The following is a 22,198-nucleotide window of genomic DNA, read 5'->3' on the forward strand; positions in this document are numbered from 1 at the left end:
TTCGAAAGGGCGGCATCACCATGCCAGAAAACCCTGCTCGGCTTCTTCCTCTGACGGCAGCACAGCAAGGCGTGTGGTACGGGCAGCTGTTGGACCCCAAGAGCCCCAAGTACAACATAGGTGAATGCATTGAAATCCGCGGACCGCTCAACGGCAGATTATTTCAGGCCATGCTGCGGCGAGCGAGTGACGAATACGAAAGCCTCAACACAGAATTCGTGACGGAGAACGACACGGTTTACCAGCGAGTCGTGCGGAAGCCGGCCGAACGGTGCCGCACGGTGGACCTGACCGGCGCACCGGACCCCATCGCCGCAGCCGAGCAGTACATGGCCGAAGACATGGAGAGGGTCGACAGTCTGACCGCCCCGTGCCACACCTTCGCCCTGCTCCAGGTCGGTCCCGACCTGCATTTCTGGTACACCCGCTACCACCACATCGCCCTGGACGGACTGAGTGGCTCCGCCGTTGCCCGCCGGGTGGCAGAGCTGTACACCGCCGCAGTGCGGGGCGAGCCGGTCGCCGAACTGCGGGAATCGCTGAGCGAGTTGGTGGAGGACGAGGCGGACTACCACCGGTCATCGAAGTTCGAGGCCGACCGCGTCTACTGGACGCAGAAGTTCGCCGCTCCCCCGCACCCGTCACCGGACGGCAGCGAAACGAGCGCCACGCTTCAGTCGGCTCACGACGGCGCTTTCATTCCGCGACGCCCCGCAACGCACTCCGCTCGCTCCGACCAAGCGACGCCCACAGCTCCCGGCGCCCACCTGCACCGGGGTGACTCGCTGCCTCCGCAGGTCATGGAGGGTCTGCGGAGGGTGGCTTCGGAGACCAGGACCACGTGGGCCGCCGTCTTCGTGAGCGCCGTGGCGGCGTACGTCAGCCGGGTGACCGGCTCCCCCGATGTCGGCATCGGACTGGCGTCGAACGGCCGCCGCAACAGCATGCGGCGCATCGCCGGTATGACGGCCAACATCCTGCCGCTGCAGATTCACCTCACGCCGGGGATGAGCGTGGAGAGCCTGGTCCGCACCGTCGCGGCCGAGATGCGGCCGGCGCTCCGCCACCGGCGCTACTCCAGAGAACAGCTGGCCCGTGACCTCATGAGCACCGGCGCCACGGCACAGCTCTCCGACATCGTCGTGAACGTCATGCCCTATGACTACGACCTCGACTTCGCGGGAAGCGCGGGAGTCTCACGACTGCTGTCCACTGGCCCCGTCGATGACGTCTCCCTCTTCCTCTCCGAACGCTCCGAGGGCAAGGGGCCGCTGATCGGCTTCGATGTGAACCGGGATCTCTACCGGCCCGAGGATGTCCTCCCCCATCAGCAGGGCATCACCCATCTGATCGCGGAATTGTCGCAGGCGGACCTGGCCTCTCCGGTGTCGCGCCTCCGGATGCTGGACGACTCGGCCACCGACAGCATGCTGGAGACGGGTCGGGGTGGGGATCTTGGGGTGGATGTGTCGGGGGCGTCGCTGCCGGAGCTGTTCGCAGCCCGCGTCGAAGCACACCCCGACGCGGTCGCCGTATCCGGCGCGACGGGTTCTCTCACCTACGGCGAACTCGACCAGGTCTCCGGTGAACTCGCAGCCTGCCTCGCCGGCCACGGTGTACGCACCGAGGACGGAGTGGGCGTCCTGCTCACCCGCGCACCCAGCATCGTCACCGCCTCACTCGCCGCCGTCCGGGCCTCAGCCATGTACGTCCCCCTCGACCAGCAATGGCCCACCCAACGACTCCACCAGACCGCAGACGTCGCCGGACTCCGCGCCCTCATCGTCGACGAAGCGACATCCACTCATCCCTGGGTGGCGGAAATGCGGGCCAAGCTGCCGGTCCTGATCGTCGACACCATGGGACACCCCACCGACGGCACACCCGCCACACCCGCCCCGCTGCCCAAGGTCTTCGGCGGCGCGCAGCTGGCCTACATGATGTTCACCTCCGGATCCACCGGCGTACCCAAAGGCGTCGGCATCTCCCACACCGACATCACCGCCCTCACCACCGACCACGCATGGGAAAACGGCGGCACACCCCACAACGTCCTCATGCACTCCGCCTACGTCTTCGACGCCTCCACCTTCGAAATCTGGATGCCACTCCTCACCGGCGGACACATCACCACCGCACCCCCCAAACCCCTCGAACCACACACCCTCCACCACCTCATCACCACCCACCACATCACCGCACTCTTCCTCACCACCGCACTCTTCAACGTCATCGCCGACACACACCCCCAACTCCTCGGCGCAGTACACCTGGTAGCCACCGGCGGCGAAACAGCCGCAGCCGGAGTACTCCAACAACTCGCAGCCACCCACCCGAACACCACCTTCCACCACGTCTACGGCCCCACCGAAACCACCACCTTCGCCACACGCTTCACCCTCCCCGCCATGCCCACAGAAGGCTCCCCCACGGGCGCACCGCCCATCGGGCAACCCCTCGACGGCATGCGCGCATACGTACTCGACACAGCCCTCCACCCCGTACCACCCGGCGTCACCGGCGAGCTCTACCTGGCCGGACCCGGCGTCGCACGCGGATACATCGGACGCCCCGCACTCACCGCCACCCGCTTCACCGCCGACCCCTTCACCACCACCGGCCACCGCATGTACCGCACCGGCGACCTCGTCCACTGGAACCACAACGGCCAACTCGAATACCTCACCCGAGCCGACAACCAAATCAAACTCCGCGGCCACCGCATCGAACCCACCGAAATCGAAACCGCACTGCGCTCCATGCCATCGGTCACCACCGCACTCGTCCTCCTGCGCGAAGACCGCCCCGGCGACAACCAACTCGTCGCCTACGTCGTACCAGCCAACAACACCCCCCTCCACCACGACACCCTCGCAACCGAGCTAGGACGATCACTACCGCCCTACATGGTCCCCTCCGCCTTCGTACTGCTGGAGTCGCTACCGCTGACCGCGAACGGCAAGGTCGACCGCAAGGCCCTGCCCGCGCCGGAAAGTGCCACTGCCTCCGAGAGTCGCGGTCCCAAGTCGGCACGCGAAGAGATCCTGTGCGGGCTCTTCGCCGACATCCTCAACCGCGACCACGTGACCGTCGACGACAACTTCTTCACGCTCGGCGGCCACTCGCTCCTCGCCACCCGCCTGATCAGCCGCATCCGCTCCACCCTGGACGTGGAAATCGAGATCCGCACCCTCTTCGAGCACCCGACCGTCGCCACACTGGCCACCGCACTCGACACCGCCGACCAGGCCAGAGCACCCCTGATGCCCGAGAAGCGGCCCGCACAGATGCCACTCTCCTTCGCACAACAACGCCTCTGGTTCCTCAACCGGCTCGAAGGACCCAGCGCCACATACAACATCCCACTCGTCCTGCGCCTCGACGGAGCGCTGAACACCGACGCACTGCGCACAGCCCTCACCGACCTCGTAGAACGCCACGAAACGCTGCGCACCGTACTGGCGGAGGAGGGCGGAGCCCCCCGACAGGATGTGCACTCCGCAGCGGAAGCCCGTCACCTGGTACCGCTGATCATGGAAAGTGCGCCGGTCGGCGCGGCCGAGGACGAGGCCACACGCTGGGCGGAGGACGCCGTTGTCGCAGCGGCGGCCGAAGCCTTCGACCTGTCGCGCGACCCCGCAGTGCGGGTGAGATTGCTGCGGTTGGGCTCCGAGGCGCATGTGCTGGTCATCGTGGTGCACCACATCGCCGCCGACGGCTGGTCCCTCGCGCCCCTCGCCCGCGACCTGGGCCAGGCCTACCGCGCCCGCGCACAGGGCGAATCGCCCAACTGGGCAACGCTCCCCGTCCAGTACGCCGACTACACCCTCTGGCAGCGCCGCACCTTGGGTGAGGAAGCGGACCCCGACAGCCCCATCAGCCGCCACCTCGACTTCTGGCGGAAGAGGCTCGCCGGTCTGCCCGAACTCCTCGAACTGCCCCTCGATCACCCGCGCCCGGTAGTGGCGCAGCACATGGGTGGTGCCGTGCCCTTCCTGCTCGGCCCGGACGAGCACCAGGGACTGGCGCGACTGGCCCGGTCGTCGGGATGCAGCATGTTCATGGTTCTACAGGCTGCCCTTGCCGTGCTCCTCGCCCGCCACGGCGCAGGTGATGACATCCCCCTCGGCACCGCGGTGGCCGGCCGGTCCGACGAAGCCCTGGAAGATCTCGTCGGGTTCTTCGTCAACACCCTGGTGCTGCGTACGGACCTCTCCGGCGACCCCAGTTTCCGCGAACTCCTCGACCGGGTACGTGAATTCGACCTCGCCGCCTACGCGCACGAGGACGTCCCGTTCGAGCGACTGGTGGAGGCGCTGAACCCGGAACGCTCGCAGAGCCACCACCCGCTGTTCCAGACCATGCTGGTCCTCCAGAACCAGGCCACAGCCAGGGTCGACATGCCCGGGATCGCGGTCACGGACCAGTCCGCCCACACCAACGTCAGCAAGTTCGACCTGACGTTCTCCCTCACCGAGACGCACGACGACGGCAGGCCCGCCGGGATCACCGGGTATCTGGAGTTCTCCACGGAGCTGTTCGAAGCGGGCACCGCCCAGTCACTGTCCGAGCGGTTGTCAGGCCTGTTGGCCGCTTTCGCCGACGATCCCGAGCAGCGTGTGCACCGTATGGACCTGCTCACCGGGCATGAGAAGTCACAGCTTCTCGCCGCAGGGCGCGGGCCGGTCAGACAGGTACCACGGCTCACTGTTCCGGAGGCGTTCCAGGCGCAGGCGGCCCGCACTCCCGACGCCGTAGCGGTGCGCGATGCGGACGGTTTCTTGACGTACGGGCAGCTCAACGCCCGCGCCAACACCCTCGCCCACCACCTCATCCACCAAGGCATCCGCCCCGAACACCTCATCGCCCTCGCACTCCCCCGCACCAACGACCTCACCACCACCACCCTCGCCATCCTCAAAACCGGAGCCACCTACCTCCCCATCGACCCCACCTACCCCACCACCCGCATCACCCACATCCTCAACACCACCCAACCCACCCACCTCATCACCACCACCACAACCCAACCCCAACTCCCACCCCACACCACACCCACCACCACCCTCGACACCCCAACCTGGACCCACCACCCCACCACCAACCCCAACCCCACCACCCACCCACACCAACCCGCCTACGTCATCCACACCTCCGGCTCCACCGGACAACCCAAGGGCGTCGTCGTCACCCACGCCTCCCTGACCAACCACATGGCCTGGATGGCCGACCACCTCACCCTCACCGCCGATGACCGGGTACTCGCCCGCACCTCACCCAGCTTCGACGCCTCCGTATGGGAGACCTGGCTGCCACTCCTGCACGGAGCGTCGGTGTGCGTGATGCCGGCCACGGCCAATCAGGACCCCGACCTCCTGATGCGGTGGATGGAGGAGTTCGGCATCACCGTGGCGCAGTTCGTTCCCTCGCATCTCTCCGCGATCCTGGACACCGCCACGGTGCCCGCGCCCGCCGGGCTCCGGGCAGTGATGTCGGGTGGGGAGGCGCTTCCGGTCTCGCTCGCGAAGCGTGTCGCCGATGCCTGGTCGGTCGAGGTGCACAACCTCTACGGGCCGACCGAGGCAACCATCGACGCGACCGCCCGTGTGGTGCAGCCGCTTCCCCGGAGTGCCGTGTCAGGGAATGTCCCCATGGGCGTCCCGGTCTGGAACGTGCGCTCCTACGTTCTCGACTCAGGAATGCAGTTGGTGCCGCCCGGAGTGACCGGCGAACTGTATCTGTCCGGGGACTGCCTGGCCCGTGGCTATCTCGGACAGCCCGCTCTCACCGCAGCACGCTTCGTCGCCGACCCGTTCAGCACCACGGGCGAGCGCATGTACCGCACCGGCGACCTCGTCCGCTGGAACCACAACGGCGAACTCGAATACCTCTCCCGCACCGACGACCAGATCAAACTCCGCGGCTTCCGCATCGAACTCGGCGAAATCGAAGCCGCACTCACCGACCTCCCCGGCATCAGCGCCGCGCGTGTCACTGTCCGCGAGGACCAGCCTGGGGACAGTCGCCTGGTCGCCTACACCGTAGGCGCGGAGGCCGCTACGCATCCCAGCACGCTACGGGGCGAGCTGGCCAGGACACTGCCCGAGTACATGGTGCCCGCCGCTTTCGTCACCTTGGAAGCACTGCCGTTGCTGCCGAACGGGAAGGTGGACGGGGACAGGCTGCCCGCGCCCGAAGCAGCCGCAAGCACCGGCCGCGACCGCAGTAGGCGTTCGGTCCCGGAAGAGATCCTCTGCGGTCTGTTCGCCGATCTGCTGGGGCTTCCGGAGGTCGGGGTCGACGACAGCTTCTTCGCTCTCGGCGGCCACTCCCTCCTGGCGACACGGCTGGTCAGCGGTGTGCGTTCACTCCTGGGAGCGGAAATCCAGGTCCGCACCCTGTTCGAGCATCCGACGGTCGCCGGTCTCGCCGCCGCGCTCGGCGGCGCGGACCGGGCCAGGGCCGGAGTGGTCAGAGCCGTACGTTCCGAATCGATCCCGCTGTCCTTCGCGCAGCAGCGGCTCTGGTTCCTCAACCGGCTCGAAGGCCCGAGCTCCACGTACAACATCCCGCTGGTACTGGAGCTCGACGGCCTGCTGGACACCGATGCGCTGCGCGCTGCGCTCCGTGATGTGGTCGCTCGGCACGAGACGCTGCGCACCGTCTTCCCGGAGAAGGACGGTGTCCCGTACCAACGCGTGCTGGAGGGCGCTGCGGTGGACGTGGACCTGACTGTTCAGGAAGTCGCCGTCGAGGGGCTTGAGACGGCTGTGTTCACCGCGGTGACCACGCCGTTCGACGTGGCCGCAGATCTCCCGCTACGAGCGTGGCTCCTCCGGACCGAGACCGAGCCCACCCGCAGTGTGCTGGTCGTGGTCCTGCACCACATCGCTGCGGACGGCTGGTCCCTCGCGCCGCTCGCCCGCGACCTGGGCGAGGCCTACCGGGCCCGCACCGGGGGCACGGCCCCGGTCCGCCCGGAACCGGCCGTGCAGTACATCGACTACACGCTGTGGCAGCGCGCCATGCTCGGCGACGCAACCGACCCCGACAGCGTCACCTCGCGTCAACTCGCCTTCTGGAGCGATGCGTTAAGGAGCCTGCCGGGCATTCTCGACTTGCCCTTCGACCGGCCCCGCCCCGCCGTCGCGGACCACGCGGGCGGAGCGGTCACGTACACGCTGGACGCCGACCTGCACAGACGGCTGCTCGACCTGGCGAAGAGCTCCGGCAGCAGCCTGTTCATGGTGTTGCAAGCAGCCGTGGCCACCACCCTCTCCCGGCACGGGGCGGGGGACGACATTCCGCTCGGCTCACCGGTGGCCGGTCGCACCGATGATGCTCTGGAAGAGCTGATCGGGTTCTTCGTCAACACCCTCGTGCTGCGCACGGACGTGTCCGGCGACCCCACCTTCCGCGAACTCCTTTCCCGGGTGCGCGAGTTCGACCTTGCCGCATACGCTCATCAGGACGTTCCGTTCGAGAGGCTGGTCGAGAGCCTCAACCCGGTCCGCGCGCGCAACCATGCCCCCCTGTTCCAGACGATGCTGGTGCTGCAGAACCAGGACACCGGCGATATCGAGCTGCCCGGGCTGTCGGTGAACAGCCGGCTGGTGCACAACGGAGTCAGCAAGTTCGATCTGACCTTCGCCTTCACCGAGGACCACGAACATGGCGGCATCACGGCGGGAGTCGAGTACGCGGCAGCCCTCTTCGACCGCTCCACCGTCGAAACCCTGACGCATCGGCTCACCCGGCTGCTCACGGCTGTGGTTGCCGACCCCGACCGTCCCCTGCACAGCTATGACCTGCTGTCCGACACCGAGCGGGGCGCAGTGGCCCGGTGGAGTCGGGGTGGGGATCTTGGGGTGGATGTGTCGGGGGCGTCGCTGCCGGAACTGTTCGCAGCCCGCGTCGAAGCACACCCCGACGCGGTCGCCGTATCCGGCGCGACGGGTTCACTCACCTACGGCGAACTCGACCAGATCTCCGGTGAACTCGCAGCCTGCCTCGCCGGCCACGGTGTACGCACCGAGGACGGAGTGGGCATCCTGCTCACCCGCGCACCCAGCATCGTCACCGCCTCACTCGCCGCCGTCCGGGCCTCAGCCATGTACGTCCCCCTCGACCAGCAATGGCCCACCCAACGACTCCACCAGACCGCAGACGTCGCCGGACTCCGCGCCCTCATCGTCGACGAGGAAACGTCCAACCACCCCTGGGTGGCGGAAATGCGGGCCAAGCTGCCAGTCCTGATCGTCGACACCATGGGACACCCCACCGACGGCACACCTGCCACACCCGCCCCGCTGCCCAAGGTCTTCGGCGGCGCGCAGCTGGCCTACATGATGTTCACCTCCGGATCCACCGGCGTACCCAAAGGCGTCGGCATCTCCCACACCGACATCACCGCCCTCACCACCGACCACGCATGGAAAAACGGCGACACACCCCACAACGTCCTCATGCACTCCGCCTACGTCTTCGACGCCTCCACCTTCGAAATCTGGATGCCACTCCTCACCGGCGGACACATCACCACCGCACCCCCAAAACCCCTCGAACCACACACCCTCCACCACCTCATCACCACCCACCACATCACCGCACTCTTCCTCACCACCGCACTCTTCAACGTCATCGCCGACACACACCCGCACGCCTTCACCGGCCTCACCCTGCTCTGCACGGGCGGCGAACTCGCCTCACCCACCGCCATGCAACACCTCTCCCAGCTCCTCCCCCACACCCGGATCCATCACGTCTACGGCCCCACCGAAACCACCACCTTCGCCACCCGTCACCCCATCACCTCCCACACCCCCACAGGCGCACCGCCCATCGGGCAACCCCTCGACGGCATGCGCGCCTACGTACTCGACACAGCCCTCCACCCCGTACCACCCGGCGTCACCGGCGAGCTCTACCTGGCCGGACCCGGCGTCGCACGCGGATACATCGGACGCCCCGCACTCACCGCCACCCGCTTCACCGCCGACCCCTTCACCACCACCGGCCACCGCATGTACCGCACCGGCGACCTCGTCCACTGGAACCACAACGGCCAACTCGAATACCTCACCCGAGCCGACAACCAAATCAAACTCCGCGGCCACCGCATCGAACCCACCGAAATCGAAACCGCACTGCGCTCCATGCCATCGGTCACCACCGCACTCGTCCTCCTGCGCGAAGACCGCCCCGGCGACAACCAACTCGTCGCCTACGTCGTACCAGCCAACAACACCCCCCTCCACCACGACACCCTCGCAACCGAGCTAGGACGATCACTACCGCCCTACATGGTCCCCTCCGCCTTCGTCGCCCTCGAAGCGCTCCCTCTCACCACCAACGGAAAGATCGACCTCGCAGCCCTGCCCGCGCCGGAAGTCGCGACGGCCTCCGAGAGCCGGCGGCCGAAGACCGCACGTGAAGAGATCCTGTGCGGCCTCTTCGCCGGCATCCTCGGCGTCCACCAGGTCGCCGTCCACGACAACTTCTTCGCACTCGGTGGCCACTCGCTCCTCGCCACCCGCCTCGTCAGCCGCATCCGCACCGTACTCGGCGCCGAGACCGAAGTCCGCACCCTCTTCGAGCACCCGACCGTCGCCACACTGGCCACCGCGTTGGACACCGCCGACCAGGCACGGCCCGCTCTGTTGCCCGAACCGCGTCCGGAGGAGCTACCGCTCTCCTACGCCCAGCAGCGTCTGTGGTTCCTCAACCGGTTCGAGGGGCCGAGTTCGACGTACAACGTGCCGCTGGTCCTGCGCCTGGACGGGGTGCTGGACACGGAGGCACTGGGATCCGCGATTGCCGACCTGGTCGAACGGCACGAAACGCTGCGCACCGTCTACCCCGAGACCAACGGGGTGGCCCGGCAGCTGATCCTCGACACCTCGGCGATCGACGTCGCCCCCAGGCTGCAGGAGGTCGATCCCGCGGAACTGGACACCGTGCTCAGCGCGGCCGTCTCGCACTCATTCGACGTGGCATCAGATGTCCCGGTCCGCGCGAGTCTGTTGCGGTTGGGTGCCCAGGCACACGTCCTGGTCCTCGTCGTGCACCACATCGCCGCCGACGGCTGGTCCCTCGCACCCCTCGCCCACGACCTCAGCCACGCCTACCAAACCCGCACACAAGGCGAATCACCCAACTGGCCACCACTCCCCGTCCAATACGCCGACTACACCCTCTGGCAACAACACACCCTCGGCCAGGAAACCGACCCCAACAGCCCCATCACCCAACAACTCACCTACTGGAAACAACAACTCACCGACCTACCCGAACTCCTCCAACTCCCCACCGACCACCCACGACCCGCCACCACCCACCACCACGGCGACACCCTCACCTTCCACCTCACCCCCCACACCCACACCCAACTCACCCACCTCACCAAAACCACCGACACCAGCATGTTCATGCTCCTCCAAGCCGCCCTCTCCGTCCTCCTCTCCCACCACGGAGCCGGAAACGACATCCCCCTCGGCACCGCCGTCGCCGGCCGAACCGACGAAGCCCTCGACCACCTCATCGGCTTCTTCATCAACACCCTCGTCCTCCGCACCAACCTCAACGGCAACCCCACCTTCCGCCAACTCCTCCACCGCGTCCGCGACACCAACCTCACCGCCTACACCCACCAAGACCTCCCCTTCGAACGACTGGTGGACGCGTTGTGCTCGACCAGGGCGCAGAACCGCCACCCGCTGTTCCAGACGATGCTGGTCCTGCAGAACCAGGCCACAGCGCCCATCGAACTGCCAGGAATCACCGCCTCCGCCCTGCCCGTCCACACCGGCATCAGCAAGTTCGATCTGACGTTCACCTTCGTCGAGAAGCACGACGAGGCCGGCCGGCCCGACGGGATCGAGGGGAACCTGGAGTTCTCCACGGAGCTGTTCGAACCCGCCACCGCACGGTCGCTGGCCGACCGCCTCACGCTGGTCCTGGCATCCGTGGTGGCCGACCCCGACCAGCGCGTACAGGATGTCGAGTTCATCGGCGAGGAGGAGAAGTCGCAGCTCGTCGCGGCAGCTGAGGGCCCGGCCAGACAGGTGCCGCGGCTGACGGTTCCGGAGGCGTTCCAGGCGCAGGCCGCACGTACCCCCGACGCCGTAGCGGTCCGTGACGGCCGGCGGGTGCTGACCTACGCCCAGCTCGACGCGGAGGCCAATGACCTCAGCCACCACCTGGCCGACCGCGGTGTGGGGCCGGAGGATCTGGTCGCCCTCGCCGTCCCGGGCACGGTCCACACGGTCGTCACCATGCTGGCGGTACTCAAGGCCGGGGCCGCCTTCCTGCCGGTCGACCCGGAGTATCCCGCCTCCCGGATCACGTACATGCTGGAGGACGCCCGGCCGACGCTGCTCGTCGTGACCCGCGAGACGCTCGGACAGCTGCCGGCCAGCACGGTGCCGTCCGTCACGCTCGACGACACCGCGGCCTGGTCGACCGGCCGCACCGAGAGTCCCGGCACCACAGTGCTCCCCGCTCATCCGGCGTACGTCATCTATACGTCCGGCTCCACCGGGCAGCCCAAGGGTGTCGTCGTCACCCACGCCTCCCTGACCAACCACATGGCCTGGATGGCCGACCACCTCACCCTCACCGCCGATGACCGGGTACTCGCCCGCACCTCACCCAGCTTCGACGCCTCCGTATGGGAGACCTGGCTGCCACTCCTGCACGGCGCGTCCACCTGTGTCGTCCCGCCGGAGCTGAACCGGGACCCCGCCCTGCTGCTCAGCCGCATGCAGGAGTTCCAGGTCACGGTGGCCCAGTTCGTGCCGTCGCATCTGTCGCTCGTCCTGAACAACGCGTCAGTGGCACCGCCACGCAGCCTCCGGGCGGTGCTGTCGGGCGGGGAACCGCTTCCGGTGGCGCTGGCGGCACAGGTCGCCGATGCCTGGTCGGTCGAGGTGCACAACCTCTACGGGCCGACCGAGGCAACCATCGACTCCACCGCCCACGCCGCGATCCAGTCGCCCGAGAAGGCCAATGCGGATGTCGTCCCGATCGGTGCGCCCGTCTGGAACGTTCGCGCGTACGTGCTCAACGCCGGGCTGCGGATGGTGCCGCCCGGAGTGACCGGCGAACTGTACGTGGCGGGCGCCGCGCTCGCCCGCGGCTACCTGGGACGCCCCGGACTGACGGCAGCCCGTTTCGTCGCCGACCCCTTCGGCCCGTCCGGGGAACGCATGTACCGCACCGGTGACCTCGTCCGCCGGAACCACGACGGACAGCTGGAGTACGTGTCGCGGGCCGACGATCAGGTCAAGCTCCGCGGCTTCCGCATCGAACTCGGCGAAATCGAAGCCGCACTCACCGACCTCCCCGGCATCAACGCGGCGTGCGCCGTCGTCCGCGAGGACCAGCCGGGCGACAGACGGCTCGTCGCCTACACCGTTGCTTCGAGTGACCACCCGGAGGCGACAGCAGCCGATTTGCGGGCCGGGCTCGCAGCCGTACTGCCGGAGTACATGATCCCGTCGGCGTTCGTCGCGCTGGACGCACTGCCGCTGCTGCCGAACGGCAAGGCCGACCGCCGGACACTGCCGGCACCCGACCTGTCCGTCGTACGGGCGGCCGGGCGGGCCCCGGGCACCGAGCGGGAAAGGGTTCTCTGCGAGGTGTTCACGGAGACGCTCGGCGTCCCGGACGTCCACATCGACGACGACTTCTTCGCGCTCGGCGGGGACAGCATCCTCTCCATCCAGGTCGTCAGCAGGGCCCGCAAGGCGGGGATGGTCATCACCCCGCGCCATGTTTTCGAACACCGCACCCCCGAGGTGATCGCCTCGGTCGCCGTTCCGCTCGGCGAGGCGCCGGAAACCCCGGCGGATCCGGGCGTGGGCGAGGTGCCTCCGACCCCCATCACGGCCTGGTTCCTCGACCGCCCCGGGCCTTCGGACGGCTACAACCAGTCCAGCGTGCTGCGGTCCCCTGCCGGGGCCGCTGAGGAGGACATCGTCGCGACGCTCCAACTACTGCTGGACCATCACGCCACCCTGCGCCTGCGCGTGGTCGCGGGGACGGCCGATGGGCAGCCGGGACTGGACGTCCTCCCGCAGGGAGCGGTGCCCGCCCGGGAACGGCTGACCCGCGTCGACATCACCGGACTGGACGAGGAGACCACCATGGCGGTGGTCGCGGAGGCGGCGGAGGCAGCTCGCCGACGGCTGCGCCCCGACGCCGGCGCCGTGCTGGCGGCCGTCTGGTTCGATGCGGGTCCCGACCGGCCCGGCCGACTCCTGCTCGTCGTCCACCACCTGGCGGTGGACGCGGTGTCCTGGCGGACTCTCACCACCGACCTGGTGACCGCCTGGAAGGCGGTCACAGCGGGCCGGCCCGGCGGGTCCCAGGGAAGTGCGGTACCACCCGGACAGGAACTGCCTCCCGTACCCACTTCGTACCGCCGCTGGGCCGAACTGCTGGTGGCCGAGGCGCACAGCCCGACGCGGGCAGCGGAGTTGCTGCTCTGGCGGGACATCCTGCTGACCCAGGATCCGCAGCTGGGCAGTCGGCCGCTCGACCCGGCCAGGGACACCGCCGCCCGTACCCGGACCCTGACGGTCAGCCTCCCCGCCGAGTGGACGCTTCCCCTGCTCACCACCGCACCGACCGCCTTCCACGCGGGGATCAACGACGTCCTGCTCACCGGGCTGTCCGCCGCTGTCGCCGGATGGCGGACCGACCGCGGGACCCCGGGGAGTTCGGCCGTGCTGCTCGACCTCGAAGGACACGGCCGGGAGCAGATCGGTGAGCACACCGACCTGTCCCGGACGGTGGGATGGTTCACCAGCATGTATCCGGTGCGGGTCGATCCGGGGCCCGTCGGCCGGGCCGGGGAGCGGACGTACAGCAGTGCGTTCGTCGACGGCGCGCTCAAACGCGTCAAGGAACAGCTGCGGGCCATCCCCGACCACGGCATCGGTTACGGCCTCCTGCGCCACCTGAATCCGACCACCCGTGGTCAGCTGCGGGACGCGGTCACCCCTCAGATCGGCTTCAACTACCTCGGCCGGTACACCGGTTCGCTGGACGGTGACGCCGCTTCGGCAGGTGACGACTGGCAGTTGCTCTTCGACGGCGGCGGCCCGGTCGCTCAGGACCCCGACACTCCGGTCCATCACGTCATCGACATCAACGCCTACACCCAGGACCTGCCCGAGGGGCCCCGGCTGATCGTCAACTGGACCTGGCCGACCGACCTGCTCGAAGAAGGCGACGTCGGGAGACTCGCCGAGGAGTGGCTGCGGGCGCTGCGCGCCATCGCGGAACACGCCCAGGCGCCCGACGCCGGTGGTTACACGCCTTCCGACCTTCCCCTGGTCTCACTGAACCAGGCTCAGATCGACCTACTGCAGAACACGTGGGGTGGACGCAAGTGACCGGGTTCCAGCTTCAGGACGTCCTACCGCTGACGCCCTTGCAGCAAGGCATGCTGTTCCATGCCCTGTACGACTCGACGGCGGTGGACGTCTACACCGCGCAGTTCGTCTTCGACATCGAAGGCCCGGTGAACGCGGCCGTACTGCACGCGGCCGTGCGGGGGCTGCTGCGCAGGCACGCCAACCTGCGGGTCGGCTTCCTTCACGAGGGGCTGGACGAACCGGTCCAGGCCGTCGCCGCCGACGTCGCACCCGACTTCGAGGAACTTGACCTCAGCGCCGGAGAGGAGGGCCCGCGCGCCCGGCAGCTCGCCGCGTTCCTGGCCGCCGACCGTACCCGGCGCTTCGACCTGTCGCAGCCACCACTGCTGCGGTTCACCCTGATCCGGATGGGCCACCACCAGTACCGCCTGGTGATGACCAACCATCACATCCTGCTCGACGGGTGGTCGATGCCTCTGCTCGTACGGGAACTCTTCGAGCTGTACGCACGCGGCGGCGACGACAGCGCCATGCCGCGCGTCGCCCCCTACCGGAACTATCTGGCCTGGCTGGCGTCGCAGGACCGCACGGCGGCCGCCGACTCCTGGCGGAGTGCGCTGGCAGGGGTGGCGGAGCCGACGCTGCTGTCCGGGGCCGGGCCGGCCTCCGCGGCCTCGGGTGAACTGCCCGAACAGGTGGTGATGAGTCTCGGCGAGGCCACCACCGCCCGCCTGCGCGACACCGCCCGTCAGCACCGGCTCACGCTGAACACCCTGGTGCAGGGGGCCTGGGGTGTCCTGCTGCATCACCTGACCGGTCAGAACGATGTGCTGTTCGGGACCACTGTCTCCGGCCGCCCACCGGAGATCGTCGGCATCGAGTCGATGGTCGGCCTGTTCATCAACACCATTCCGGTCCGGATCGGCATTCGCCGCGACGACACCCTGGCCGCACTGCTGAACCGGGCGCAGGAGGAACAGACCCGCCTGTTGGGCTGCCAACATGTCGGACTCACGGAGATCCGCTCGCTCACCGGCCTGGACGAGCTCTTCGACACGCTGGCCGTCTTCGAGAACTACCCGATGGACGCAGCAGCGCTGCGCCAGGCCCAGGAAGGTCTGCCGGGCCTGCGGATCACCGGTTTTCACGGGACTGATGCGGCCCACTACCCGCTGACGCTCACCATCGCGCCGGGCGATGACCTGCGGATCACCTTCGGCCACCGGACGACCGCGTTCGGACGCCAGGCCGTCGAGGTGATGGCCGAACGGCTGCGCCTGCTGCTCGAAGCGTTCGCGACGGACCTGGAGCGGCGCGTCAGCGACCTTCCGGTGCTGCTCGACGGCGAGCGGGAGCGCCTGCTCGGGCAGGGGCTGGGTGGGGATCTTGGGGTGGATGTGTCAGGGGCGTCGCTGCCGGAACTGTTCGCAGCCCGCGTCGAAGCACACCCCGACGCGGTCGCCGTGTCCGGCGCGACGGGTTCTCTCACCTACGGCGAACTCGACCAGGTCTCCGGTGAACTCGCAGCCTGCCTCGCCGGCCACGGTGTACGCACCGAGGACGGAGTGGGCGTCCTGCTCACCCGCGCACCCAGCATCGTCACCGCCTCACTCGCCGCCGTCCGGGCCTCAGCCATGTACGTCCCCCTCGACCAGCAATGGCCCACCCAACGACTCCACCAGACCGCAGACGTCGCCGGACTCCGCGCCCTCATCGTCGACGAAGCGACATCCACTCATCCCTGGGTGGCGGAAATGCGGGCCAAGCTGCCGGTCCTGATCGTCGACACCATGGGACACCCCACCGACGGCACACCCGCCACACCCGCCCCGCTGCCCAAGGTCTTCGGCGGCGCGCAGCTGGCCTACATGATGTTCACCTCCGGATCCACCGGCGTACCCAAAGGCGTCGGCATCTCCCACACCGACATCACCGCCCTCACCACCGACCACGCATGGAAAAACGGCGACACACCCCACAACGTCCTCATGCACTCCGCCTACGTCTTCGACGCCTCCACCTTCGAAATCTGGATGCCACTCCTCACCGGCGGACACATCACCACCGCACCCCCCAAACCCCTCGAACCACACACCCTCCACCACCTCATCACCACCCACCACATCACCGCACTCTTCCTCACCACCGCACTCTTCAACGTCATCGCCGACACACACCCCCAACTCCTCGGCGCAGTACACCTGGTAGCCACCGGCGGCGAAACAGCCGCAGCCGGAGTACTCCAACAACTCGCAGCCACCCACCCGAACACCACCTTCCACCACGTCTACGGCCCCACCGAAACCACCACCTTCGCCACACGCTTCACCCTCCCCGCCATGCCCACCGAAGGCTCCCCCACGGCCGCACCGCCCATCGGGCAACCCCTCGACGGCATGCGCGCCTACGTACTCGACACAGCCCTCCACCCCGTACCACCCGGCGTCACCGGCGAGCTCTACCTGGCCGGACCCGGCGTCGCACGCGGATACATCGGACGCCCCGCACTCACCGCCACCCGCTTCACCGCCGACCCCTTCACCACCACCGGCCACCGCATGTACCGCACCGGCGACCTCGTCCACTGGAACCACAACGGCCAACTCGAATACCTCACCCGAGCCGACAACCAAATCAAACTCCGCGGCCACCGCATCGAACCCACCGAAATCGAAACAGCGCTCACCGCACACCCCGGGATCGGCACAGCACACGTCATCGTGCGCGAAGACACCCCTGGAGACCGACGGCTCGTCGCCTACCTCACCCCCACCACCGGCGCAGAGCCCGACCCCGCGGAACTCGCCGCAATGATCGGCCGCACGCTGCCGCCCTACATGGTCCCCTCCGCCTTCATCACCCTCGAAGCACTTCCCCTCACCACCAACGGCAAAATCGACGACACAGCCCTGCCCGCACCGGAGAGTGCCACCACATCCGATGGCCGGCCCCCGGAGACCGCGCGTGAGCAGGACCTGTGCGGGCTCTTCGCCGACATCCTCAACCGCGACCACGTGACCGTCGACGACAACTTCTTCACGCTCGGCGGCCACTCGCTCCTCGCCACCCGCCTGATCAGCCGCATCCGCTCCACCCTGGACGTGGAAATCGAGATCCGCACCCTCTTCGAGCACCCGACCGTCGCCACACTGGCCACCGCACTCGACACCGCCGACCAGGCCAGAGCACCCCTGATGCCCGAGAAGCGGCCCGCACAGATGCCACTCTCCTTCGCACAACAACGCCTCTGGTTCCTCAACAGGCTTGAAGGACCCAGCGCCACGTACAACATCCCACTCGTCCTGCGCCTCGACGGAGCGCTGAACACCGACGCACTGCGCACAGCCCTCACCGACCTCGTAGAACGCCACGAAACGCTGCGTACCGTCTTCCCCGAGAGGGATGGAGCACCCGAGCAGGTCGTCCTCACCACTGCTCTCAGTCCTCTCGACTTCCGTATCACCGATGTCACGGAGTCAGAGCTGGACGGCCTTGTCACGCACGCGGCGACCGAGCCGATCGACGTGGAGAACCATGCGCCGGTCCGCGCGAGTCTGTTGCGGTTGGGTGCCCAGGCACACGTCCTGGTCCTCGTCGTGCACCACATCGCCGCCGACGGCTGGTCCCTCGCACCCCTCGCCCACGACCTCAGCCACGCCTACCAAACCCGCACACAAGGCGAATCACCCAACTGGCCACCACTCCCCGTCCAATACGCCGACTACACCCTCTGGCAACAACACACCCTCGGCCAGGAAACCGACCCCAACAGCCCCATCACCCAACAACTCACCTACTGGAAACAACAACTCACCGACCTACCCGAACTCCTCCAACTCCCCACCGACCACCCACGACCCGCCACCACCCACCACCACGGCGACACCCTCACCTTCCACCTCACCCCCCACATCCACACCCAACTCACCCACCTCACCAAAACCACCGACACCAGCATGTTCATGCTCCTCCAAGCCGCCCTCTCCGTCCTCCTCTCCCACCACGGAGCCGGAAACGACATCCCCCTCGGCACCGCCGTCGCCGGCCGAACCGACGAAGCCCTCGACCACCTCATCGGCTTCTTCATCAACACCCTCGTCCTCCGCACCAACCTCAACGGCAACCCCACCTTCCGCCAACTCCTCCACCGCGTCCGCGACACCAACCTCACCGCCTACACCCACCAAGACCTCCCCTTCGAACGACTGGTGGAAGTACTCAATCCGGCCCGTTCGCAGAACCATCACCCGCTGTTCCAGACGATGCTGGTCCTGCAGAACCAGGCCACCGCGCCCATCGAACTGCCAGGAATCACCGCTTCCGTCGTGCCGGTCCACACCGGAGTCAGCAAGTTCGATCTGTCGTTCACCTTCGTCGAGAAGCATGACGAGGCCGGCCGGGCGCTGGGCATGGAAGCGAGCGTGGATTTCTCTACGGAACTCTTCGAGGCCGCGACGGTTCAGCGGCTCGTCGAGCGGTTCTCACACCTGCTCACGGCGGTGGTGACCGCTCCCGACCAGTGTGTCCACGCCTACGACCTGGTCACCGACCAGGAGCGGTCGCAGCTCACCGCGTGGGGACAGGGCCCGGTCCGGGAGCTGTCGCACGCGACGGTGCCTGAGATGTTCGAGGACTGGGCGCGGCGGACGCCCGACGCACCCGCCGTACGCGACAGTTCGGGCGTCCTGACGTACGGGCAGCTCAACGCCCGCGCCAACACCCTCGCCCACCACCTCATCCACCAAGGCATCCGCCCCGAACACCTCATCGCCCTCGCACTCCCCCGCACCAACGACCTCACCACCACCACCCTCGCCATCCTCAAAACCGGAGCCACCTACCTCCCCATCGACCCCACCTACCCCACCACCCGCATCACCCACATCCTCAACACCACCCAACCCACCCACCTCATCACCACCACCACAACCCAACCCCAACTCCCACCCCACACCACACCCACCACCACCCTCGACACCCCAACCTGGACCCACCACCCCACCACCAACCCCAACCCCACCACCCACCCACACCAACCCGCCTACGTCATCCACACCTCCGGCTCCACCGGACAACCCAAGGGCGTCGTCGTCACCCACAGCGGGGTCGAGGCGATGGTGCGGACGCAGGTGGAGCGGCTGCAGGTGGGTCCCGGCAGCAGGGTGCTGCAGATGGCGTCGGTCAGTTTCGACGCCGCGTTCTGGGAGATCTGCATGGGGCTGCTGACCGGTGCCTGCCTGGAGATCGCGGATCCTTCGGAGCTGGTACCGGGGCCGCCCCTGGCCCGCCTGCTCGCGGAGCGCGGCGTCACCCATCTCACGCTGCCTCCTGCCGCCCTCGCCGTGATGCCGGCGGACGCCGTACCGCGGAATGTCACGCTGGTCCTTGCCGGGGAGGCGTGCGCGCCTGCCCTGGTCCGGCAGTGGGCCGCGGACCGGCGTGTGGTCAATGCGTACGGCCCGACCGAGACGACCGTCTGCGCGACCGTCAGCGCGTTTCAGCAGGCCGACGGCCCGCAGGCACCAGTACAGACCGTGCCGATCGGTGTGCCGGTGGACAACGCCCGGGTGTATGTCCTTGATGGCGGGCTCCAGTTGGTGCCGCCCGGGGTGACCGGCGAACTGTACGTGGCGGGCGACGGGCTCGCCCGGGGCTATCTGAATCGCCCCGGGCTGACGGCGACACGCTTCGTCGCCGACCCGTTCAGCACCACGGGCGAGCGCATGTACCGCACCGGCGACCTCGTCCGCTGGAACCACGACGGCGAACTCGAATACCTCTCCCGCACCGACGATCAGGTCAAACTCCGCGGCTTCCGCATCGAACTCGGCGAAATCGAAGCCGCACTCACCGACCTCCCCGGCATCCGGGCGGCCTGCGCCGTCGTCCGCGAGGACAAGCCGGGCGACAGGCGACTGGTCGCCTACACGGTCGCCGGGAAGGACCATCTGTCAGCGACGTCGGCCGATGTGCGGGCCGAGCTCGCCACCGTGCTGCCCGAGCACATGGTGCCGTCCGTGTGCGTGGCGCTCGAAGCGCTGCCGCTCACCTCGAACGGGAAGGTCGACCGGCGGGCGCTGCCCGCGCCCGATCTGTCCGCCGCGCGGGCGGCGGGACGGCCGCCCCGCACTGAGCGCGAGAAGATTCTGTGCGAGGTGTTCGCGGACACCCTCGGCATTCCGGACGTCCATATCGACTCCGACTTCTTCGGCCTCGGCGGGCACTCCCTGCTCGCGGTGAAACTGGCCCAGCGCATCGAGGAGAGGCTGGGCGTGCGGTTGTCGATGCGGGACGTGTTCGCCGCCCCGACGGTCGACGGCGTACAGCGTCTGCTGGACACACCCGGCGGAGCCGGCAGCCGGCTCAGCGCCGGTCAGCCGGATCCGCAGGATGATGTGCGGCTGGCATCCGGCATCGCGCGCCGGACCGTGCCCGGCCCCAGGTCACCGGCGGGCGGACAACGGCCGCTGCTCACCGGTGGATCGGGGTTCCTCGGAGCGTTCCTGCTGCGCGATCTGCTGGAGTCCACGAACGGCCCGGTGGACTGCCTCGTGCGGAGCGCCGACGCACCGGACGGCGCCCGCCGGCTGCGTGCCAATCTGGAGCGGTACGGGCTGTGGCAGGACCACTACACACCCCTGATCCGCCCGCTGCCGGGCGACCTGTCGGCGCCGGGCCTCGGCCTGTCGGACAGCGACCGTACGGCGCTGGCGCGCAGGGTGGGGGCGGTTTATCACAACGGCGCGCGCGTCAACTTCGCCGCACCCTACGCCGAACTGCGCGACGCGAACGTGCGGGGCACCCAGGAACTGCTGCGGCTCGTGGCCGACTCGGAGTCGAGCGGGATGCACTACGTCTCGACCACGGGCGTGTACACACCGACGCCGGGGTCCGGTGGAGGGCGCGGCATCACGGAGACGACGCCGCTGGGTCCCGTACTGGACCTGCCGGACGGCTACGCGCAGAGCAAATGGGTGGCCGAGAAGATCGTGGAGATCGCACGGCACCGGGGGATTCCGGTGACGGTGTACCGCCCGGCACGGATTTCGGGTGACTCCCTCACCGGGGCCTGCCAGGACCGTGATCTGCTGTGGCAGTTCATCAAGGGTTGTCTGCAGGCGGGCGCGGTTCCCGAAGGTCCCGAGGAGTCGACGGGCTGGGTACCGGTGGACTACGTGAGCGCGGCGGTCGTGGCGATCGCCCGCCGCCGTGCGGATCGGGCCACGGCCGCCCGGGACGGCCACGTCTTCCACCTCACCAACCCACTGGCGCCGGCTCTCTCGCAGGTGTTCCGGGCGGCCGATGCCCTGGGCTACCAGTTGCAGCCGCTGCCGGCCGACGACTGGACGAGCCGGGTGGCCGGTCAGCCGGACAACGCGGCGCAGCTCTTCCTCGGCGGTGACCGACGCCGGCCCGGCGGGCCGGACAGCGGTGTACGGCACGCTGCGGACATCTTCGATTCACCGGCCACGGACCGCGCTGCGGCCGAGGCGGGGGTGCGGCGGCCCGAACTGACGGAGGAGACGCTGCGGACGTATCTGACGTACTTCATCAGGACCGGATTCCTTCCGGCTCCCGGAGCACGCGTCGGCCGCTGAAGCACATCCGGTGGACCGGTCCGCTGCGAGGGCACCTCGTGTCCGCGCAGCGGACCGGCGTACGGAGTCCCACGAGATGCTGTACGGGACGCTCCTGGGTCGGGCTGCCGCCAAGCGCGTCGACCGTGCCCCGGGTCCGGCGCGCCACATGCCTGCCGGCCTGCACCGGCGCGGACAATGGACGGCGGCCGGACCACCGGCAGTGACCCGGCCTCGGGC

2 protein-coding genes are annotated in these 22,198 nt (G+C 68.4%); both read left to right on the top strand.

What is annotated here, in order from left to right:
• The first annotated feature begins 20 nt into the window (after window positions 1–20).
• Window positions 21–14,399, top strand: coding sequence for an amino acid adenylation domain-containing protein (locus OG285_RS01605; protein ID WP_371789913.1), 14,379 nt, complete (start codon window positions 21–23; stop codon window positions 14,397–14,399).
• Window positions 14,396–21,979, top strand: coding sequence for an amino acid adenylation domain-containing protein (locus OG285_RS01610; protein ID WP_371789914.1), 7,584 nt, complete (start codon window positions 14,396–14,398; stop codon window positions 21,977–21,979). The genes OG285_RS01605 and OG285_RS01610 overlap by 4 nt, the downstream gene beginning before the upstream one ends.
• The last annotated feature ends 219 nt before the right edge of the window (window positions 21,980–22,198 follow it).

The organism is Streptomyces sp. NBC_01471, from assembly GCF_041438865.1.
In the GTDB taxonomy this organism is placed as follows: Bacteria; Actinomycetota; Actinomycetes; order Streptomycetales; family Streptomycetaceae; genus Streptomyces.

Coding starts and splice junctions, on each gene's coding strand:
- OG285_RS01605 (WP_371789913.1), top strand. CDS start 21: ATGCCAGAAAACCCTGCTCGGCTTCTTCCTCTGACGGCAGCACAGCAA.